6 protein-coding genes and 2 pseudogenes are annotated in these 6,936 nt (G+C 68.6%); 3 read left to right on the top strand and 5 right to left on the bottom strand.

All coding sequences use genetic code 11. The features are described from left to right. The 5 genes and pseudogenes from HG250_RS06660 to tsaD all read right to left on the bottom strand — a co-directional run. Nucleotides 1–255, bottom strand: a pseudogene (locus HG250_RS06660) (hypothetical protein); the annotation flags it as partial. 117 nt (nucleotides 256–372) lie between these two features. Then, a complete protein-coding gene (locus HG250_RS06665; protein ID WP_170004018.1) occupies nucleotides 373–1,110 on the bottom strand; it encodes an OmpA family protein in 738 nt (245 codons plus the stop codon). Nucleotides 1,111–1,185: 75 nt separating this feature from the next. Beyond that, the gene (locus tag HG250_RS06670; RefSeq protein WP_170004026.1) at nucleotides 1,186–2,670 is read right to left on the bottom strand and encodes an oligosaccharide flippase family protein; all 1,485 of its coding nucleotides are present in this window, start codon (nucleotides 2,668–2,670) and stop codon (nucleotides 1,186–1,188) included. 104 nt (nucleotides 2,671–2,774) lie between these two features. After that, nucleotides 2,775–3,806, bottom strand: coding sequence for an NAD(P)H-dependent glycerol-3-phosphate dehydrogenase (locus HG250_RS06675; protein WP_170004028.1), 1,032 nt, complete (start codon nucleotides 3,804–3,806; stop codon nucleotides 2,775–2,777). A 5-nt stretch (nucleotides 3,807–3,811) separates the two neighbouring features. Next, the gene (gene tsaD / locus HG250_RS06680) at nucleotides 3,812–4,855 is read right to left on the bottom strand and encodes a tRNA (adenosine(37)-N6)-threonylcarbamoyltransferase complex transferase subunit TsaD (protein WP_170004020.1); all 1,044 of its coding nucleotides are present in this window, start codon (nucleotides 4,853–4,855) and stop codon (nucleotides 3,812–3,814) included. A 45-nt stretch (nucleotides 4,856–4,900) separates the two neighbouring features. On the opposite strand from tsaD, the gene hemC reads away from it, so the two are divergent. From hemC to HG250_RS06695, 3 genes and pseudogenes are all read left to right on the top strand, one after another. Further along, a complete protein-coding gene (gene hemC, locus HG250_RS06685) occupies nucleotides 4,901–5,899 on the top strand; it encodes a hydroxymethylbilane synthase (RefSeq protein WP_170004022.1) in 999 nt (332 codons plus the stop codon). A 66-nt stretch (nucleotides 5,900–5,965) separates the two neighbouring features. After that, entirely contained in the window at nucleotides 5,966–6,601 is a 636-nt protein-coding gene (locus tag HG250_RS06690; RefSeq protein ID WP_240956960.1) for a uroporphyrinogen-III synthase, read from the top strand. Nucleotides 6,602–6,647: 46 nt separating this feature from the next. Then, nucleotides 6,648–6,936, top strand: a pseudogene (locus HG250_RS06695) (hypothetical protein); the annotation flags it as partial.

The raw sequence follows: 6,936 nt of genomic DNA on the forward strand, positions 1-6,936 counted from the left end.
CGGGGCAGTGGCGGCGGCGCTGGCGGGCCGGGTCACGGGTTCCTGCGCCAGCGGCAGGTCGCGCCGGGCCGCGGGTGCGCTGTCGATCAGGGCCTGGTTGCGCCCGGCTTTCGCGCCATCTTCGTCCAGAACGTCGCGTCGGTCGGTCTCCACGCTGGTGCGCCGGCTCGCGGCGAACAGGAACCACGCGACGATCAGGCCGATCAGCAGGGCAACCAGCAGCAGCGGCCAATTGGCTTCGATCAGTTCCATCATAAGGTTTCGTCCTCCATTATCTCACCCGCGCGGCCCCACATCATCCAGCCGAGTGCCAGCCCGATCACGTAGGCAACCACGGCCAGCACGAGAATTTCGAACATTATCGGCATGGCGTCATCTCGCTCCCGGCGTATCGACCGGGGTGGGTCTGAGCGGTTCGGTCGCAATCACCGAGAAATCGATGCGGCGATTGGCAGGGTCGGCGGGGGCCAGCCCCTCGACCGGTTCGCGCGAGCCCAGCCCGACCGCGCGCAGCCCGTCGGACGGGATGCCCCGCGCCACCAGCGCCTGCTCGACCGCCTCGGCGCGTTCCTGCGACAGCGCCAGATTGCCTGCCTCCGGGCCGGAACTGTCGGTATGGCCGGTGATGGCGATAATGCTGCCAAGGCAGGGGCGCAGCGCGGCCGCCACCTCGTCCAGAAGGGCGCGGCTGGCGCGGTCGATGGTGGCGCGCGATTCCTCGAAGCGGATGGAGCGGGCGCGCAGCAGCGCCTCCACATCTTCCTGACAATGCAGCGGCGAGATCGGCACGGCGCCGCTTTCGGCGACGATGGTGCCGTCGGCCCACCGCACGCCGCCCATGCCGGGAATGGCCGCGACCGTCTGCGCGATCTGTGCGCGGGTGCCTTCATCGAGATTGTCGCCGCCATCCAGCACCGGATGGCGCGTGGGCAGGCCTCCCGGCATGAAATCGGCCCTGACGCCATATCCGCCGGCGTCCGCGATGGCGACTGCGGCCGCCTTGGCCAGATTGACTGCCATGGTTTTGCCGCCCGTCATGGAATAGGCGATGGACATGGCTGCGACCAGCAGGGTTCCCGCAATCATCGTAAGGGTGGGGCGAAGCTGCATCGCCTGCGACCTTAGCCACCGCTGCGGCGGGGATAAAGGGCCAAGTTGGAGGATTACCGCGCGACTGCCGGACCCTCAGACCGCAGTCGGCGCATCGCCGCCCAGGTTGCGGCGGAACAGCACACGATCCTCCGGGCCGAAGCCCCGCCGCCAGATGACCGCGCCATAGACCAGCAGGATCGCCGGAATGCCGAACAACAGCTCCGCCCATTCGGGCAGGTAGGTCGAAGCGTAGCCGACCAGCAGGGCGGGCGCGGCGGCATAGACCAGCGCCCAGCGCCAGTTGTTGACGCGGTGCCCCAGGATGCGGCCCAGCGTGACCGCCTTCACCAGCGACATCGCGCCCAGTGTCACCATCAGCGCGATGGCCGCGCCCGCCGCTTTCCAGGTTTCGGGATAACCGAAGCGGTCGACCGCGATCATCACCGCGACCGTCAGCACCGCCTGCAGCCCGATGGCTGCGACCGAGATCCACAGATTGCGCAGCCGGGCGACGTAGATCAGCGCGGCTTCCGAAACCACGGCGGTGGCCGCCACCACCTCTGCCGCCAGCAGGAAGGCGAGCGCGCCCGTTCCGCCGACGAAATTCGGCCCGACCAGGCCCATAACGGCCTCGCCCGGTACGCCCAGCGCCAGCGCGATGCCTGCCTGCGCGGCGACGATCCAGAAGCCCACCTGGCAGACCTGCCGGGCGATCGCGCCAAAGTTCTTTTCCCGCAGATTGCGGGTGATGACGGGGCCGAGGATCGGTTCGAAACTGGTTTTCAGCTTCTGCGGCAGGCTGGCAACCTGCTGGGCGACATAATAGACGCCGACGGCGGCGGGTGCGGCAAACAGGCCGAGGATGAACAGATCGAGCCTGCGGGTGCCCCATTCGATGGCGTCGGCACTGGCCAGCGGCGCGCCGCGCACCGACAGCCGCCACATGCGCGAAAGGCCGGGCTTCCAGCCCTGCGGCGCGCCATAGGTTCTAAAAAAGGGCCAGAAAGCGGTTACCGCCGCGGCATAGATGGATGCCAGATAGGCCACGGCCAGCCCGCTTTCGGGCACAACGTAGAACAGCAGCCCCGCCATGATCGAGATGGTCCAGGGTTCGACCACGGCTCTGGCCCGGACACTCGTGGCGATGTCGTAGCGATAGGCCTGCGCCGCCAGCGCGATCTCGGTCAGCGCCAGCGCGGGTATGGCGAGCACGATCAGCCGGTCGAGCGCGGTGTAGTGACCGCTGGGGAACATCGGTGCGGGCACCAGATAAAGGAATAGCGCCGCAACGATGGAAACGAGGAAGGCGACCGACAGCCCGTCATAGACGAGGCGGGTCTGCGCCGCATCGCTCTCGTCCGTTTCTGCCCCGTCGGAAAGCCGCTGCGCCAATCCGCGCTTTTCGCCCATCGTGCAGAGCATGGCGACCAGTTCGACCACCACCAGCGCCGAGGCGAAACGTCCCAATGCTTCCGCACCGTAGAACCGCCCGGCGATGAACAGGAAGGGGATGCGCGCGGCAAGGCGCAGCAGGAAACCGAAGAAATTCGTGCGCCCGCCCCTCGCCAGGGCAGCGATGTCACCCTGTTCGGTCCCGTCGCTGCCCCGGCTTCCCGCCCTGTCTTCGCGATCGGGTCTATTGCCGGCGGCTGCCGGACTGCCAATTTTCGCAGGTGGCAGGCTCACGCAGGCCGATCCGTATCGCCGGGGGTTTCGGCTTTCAGGGGGCGGGCGAGCAATTCGCGCGCGACCTGTTCTGCAGGAGCGCCGTCGAGCAGGCGCCCCACCGCCTGCGTGATGGGCATGGCGATATTGTGCCTGTCCGCCAGCTCGGCCAGCACCGGCGCGGTAAAGGCACCTTCGGCCACGGTCTTGCGGTCGGCCATCAGCGTCGCGGCCGACTGCCCTTGGCCCAGCGCCTTGCCGAGCGAGAAATTGCGGCTGGCCGTGGACGAACAGGTGAGCACCAGATCGCCCAATCCGCACAGGCCGGCCAAGGTCTCGCGCTCGGCGCCCAGCGCCTCGCCGAACCGCAGCATCTCGGCATAGCCGCGCGCGATAAGCGCCGCGCGGGCGTTCTGGCCAAGGCCCAACCCGTCCACTACGCCGCAGGCAATGGCGAGCACGTTCTTCACTGCGCCGCCGATTTCGGCACCCGTGACATCGGCGGAAAAATAGGGCCGGAATTCGGGCCGGGCGATGGCGGGCGACAGCCGCGCCCATTGCTCCTCGCCGCCTGAACAGGCCAGCGTGACGGCGGTGGGCAGCCCGGCGGCGACCTCATGCGCGAAAGTGGGGCCGGACAATATGGCGATAGCGCTACCGGGCGCGGCGGCTTTCGCCACCTCGTTCATCAACCGACCGGTTCCGGCCTCGATCCCCTTGCTGCACAGGACCAGATCGCGCGGGGCGGCAGGTAATGCGCCGACAATGCTGCCCAGATGCTGGGCAGGCGTCACTGCCAGCACGATGGTGCATTCGGCCATGTCCGCAAGGTCGTTCGTGGCGCGGATCGTCGGCGCCAGACTGGCGGACGGCAGATAGATCGAATTGGTGCGGGCATCGTTGATCTCATGCACGAGATCGCCTTCAAGTGCCCACAACAGAACGGACCTGCCATCGGATGCCAGCATCTGCGCCAGCGCGGTGCCCCAGGCCCCTGCACCGAGAACCCCGATGGCGGGCGTGCCGCTCTGCTGCGCCGTTTCATGCATCGCACTCAACCCTTGTATCCTGCACCGCGCACCGGTTCCGCCTGCGGATCGAGAGGCCAGCGCGGGCGGGCGGCGATATCCAGCGGGTCGGACTGGCCCAGACGCTCGATCCCGGCCCAGGCGATCATCGCCGCATTGTCGGTGCATAGCGCCAGCGGCGGCGCGGTGAAATGCATTCCCCGCGCGGCGGCGATATCCTCCAGCGCAGCGCGCATCGACAGATTGGCCGCCACGCCGCCCGCGACGACAAGCGCACCCGGAGGCTTGCCAGCGTCCTGCGCCATGGCGTCGAGAGCGATATGCAGGCGGTCGGCCACGCAATCGAGCGCGGCCCGCTGGAAGCTTGCCGCGATGTCTGCGGCGTCGTGCTTGTCGCTGTCATGGGCACGCATCACCGCGCTTTTCAACCCGGCGAAACTGAAATGCGGCTCTCCGCTGCCGACCAGCGGACGGGGCAGGGGCACGGCGGCAGGATCGCCGGAGCGGGCCAGCCGTTCCACCGCCGGGCCTCCGGGATAGCCGAGGCCGAGGATCTTCGCCGTCTTGTCGAAAGCTTCGCCCAGCGCATCGTCGATGGTGGTGGCGAAGCGGCGATATCGACCGACGCCGTCCACTCGCAAGATCTGGCAATGCCCGCCCGACACCAGCAGCAGGGCGTAAGGAAATTCGAGCGCCGCATCGGCAAGGCGCGGGCTGAGCGCGTGGCCTTCCAGGTGATTGACGGCGATCAGCGGCACATCGCCCGCCATCGCCAGCGCCTTGGCCGTGACGAGGCCAACCATGACCCCGCCGATCAATCCCGGCCCTGCGGTGGCGGCGATGGCGTCGAGATCGCCCAGCTTCAGGCCCGCATCGGCCATGACCGCGCCGATCATCGGAGCCAGCCGTTCGGCGTGAGCGCGGGCCGCGATTTCGGGCACCACGCCGCCATAGGGCGCATGTTCGGCATCCTGCGAGGCGATACGCTGCGCCACAATAGCTCTTTCGCCCGTCACGAGCGCAGCCGCCGTTTCGTCGCAGCTGGATTCTATGCCGAGCACGATCCCCATGGCTCTTCCCCTGAACCAGTTGCATGGCTAGGGCAAGCATCCGCGATGACCCAGCCACCGAACCAACCCCGAACCGATAGCAGCGCGGCACCGACATTCGGCCCCGCCAGCGGCTCGTCCGGCAGCGGAGTGCTCCTGCGCCTGGGCACCCGGCAATCACCCCTTGCCATGGCGCAGGCGGAAGAGGCACGGCGCCGCCTGTGCAAAGCGCATGGCTGGCCGGAAGGTGCGGTGGAACTGGTGCCGGTCCGCGCCAGCGGCGACAGGATCCAGGACCGCCCGCTCGCGGAAATCGGCGGCAAGGCGCTGTGGACCAAGGAGCTGGACGAATGGCTGGCGGAAGGGCACATCGACGCCGCCGTCCATTCGATGAAGGATGTGGAGACGATCCGTCCCGGCAGCCTGACCATCGCCGCCATCCTGCCCCGCGCCGACATTCGCGACGTGCTGATCGGCGCATCCTCCATCGCCGCCGTCCCGCGCGGGGCGACCATCGGGACCAGCGCGCCGCGGCGGGCCGCGCAATTTCTGCATCACCGACCCGACTGCCGCGTGGTGTCGCTGCGCGGCAATGTCGCGACGCGGCTGGCCAAGCTGGCGGCGGGCGATGTCGATGCGACCTTCCTCGCCGCAGCGGGGCTGCAGCGGCTGGGGCAGGAGGGCACGGGAACGCCGCTGCCGCAGCAGGAATGGCTGCCCGCCCCCGCGCAGGGCGCCATCGGGATCGAATGCAATACTGCCGATACCGGGACCCGTGCGCTGCTGGATGCGGTGAATGATGCGCCCAGCTTCGCCTCGGTCATGGCGGAACGCGCGTTGCTGCGGGCGCTGGGCGGCAATTGCCACAGTCCGATCGCCGCGCTGACGACGGCGGAGGGCGCGCATCTGCGGCTGCAGGCGGCACTCTACAGCCCGGACGGTCTGGCCAGCGTGACCGGCGAATGCGTGCTGGAGCCGCTGGACGATGCCCCGCCCGCCGCGCTTGCCCGCGATTTGCTGGCGCGGGCGAGCAAACTCATAACGGTTCATTTCGACGGCTGCTGAATGATGCAAATCATCTGCATCCGGCCCGAACCCGGTTTTACGGCAACGCAGCGCCAGGCACACGGCATGGGAATGATTGTAGGCGGAGAGCCGCTCTTCCTGATCCTGCCGGTGCATTGGGCTATGCCGCGAGGCAGTTTCGACGGCGTGCTTCTTGGCAGCGCGAATGCCGTCCGGCACGGCGGACCGTCGCTGCGGCAAATGGCCGGCCTCGATGCGTATTGCGTTGGCCGGACCACGGCGGCGGAGGCAGCCAGAGCGGGCTTCGCCGTCGCCGCGACGGGGCAGGGCGGCCTTCAGGCGGTGCTGGACAGGCTGGCGGGAAAGCGGCTGCGCCTGCTCCGCCTGTGCGGTGCCGACCATGTGCCGCTCGAACCGCCGCCGGGCATCGAACTGGTGGAGCGGGTCTGTTACGAAAGCCGCGCCTTGCCGATGTCAGCCGATCTGGTGCGGCAGCTTGGGCCGGGCGCCGATTGCGGGGCAGGTGTAGTAGCCGTCGTGCTGCTCCACTCCGCCGTTGCATCACGCCATTTCGCGCAGCAATGCGACGCGCATGCGCTGGACCGCAGCGCTTTGCGCCTCGCCGCGCTCGGCCCCCGCATCGCGGCGGCTGGAGGAGATGGCTGGGGCGCGGTCGGCTGGCCCGCCGTGCCGCAGGATGCCGCCTTGCTGGCCTTGGCGAAGGACATGTGCCAAGGATGAGTTTTATACAACATGCCGCCCCGCCGGCATTTTCGGCAAGAGTGACATGGACCACGATCTGAAAACGCGGCGCACGGGCAGTTCTCTGAAACTGGTCCTGATCGCTGCCCTCGTCGCCTTCCTGCTCGGCGGCGCGCTGGTGTATTACCTGGCCGCCCGGGGCGATCTGGAGATGTTGCAAGGCATCGAGGAAGCCGAGCAGCGCGGCGCGGTATCCGATGCCGAACCCGGCGGACGGACCAGCGAACCCGCGTCGACCCCCGCGCCTGCGGCGACCCGGCCCGCAGCGCGGATGGCCGCCGTAGCGCAGCAGCAGGGCGGCATCGAACAGCGCC

The organism is Pseudopontixanthobacter vadosimaris, from assembly GCF_012979275.1.
Lineage (GTDB): Bacteria > Pseudomonadota > Alphaproteobacteria > Sphingomonadales > Sphingomonadaceae > Pseudopontixanthobacter > Pseudopontixanthobacter vadosimaris.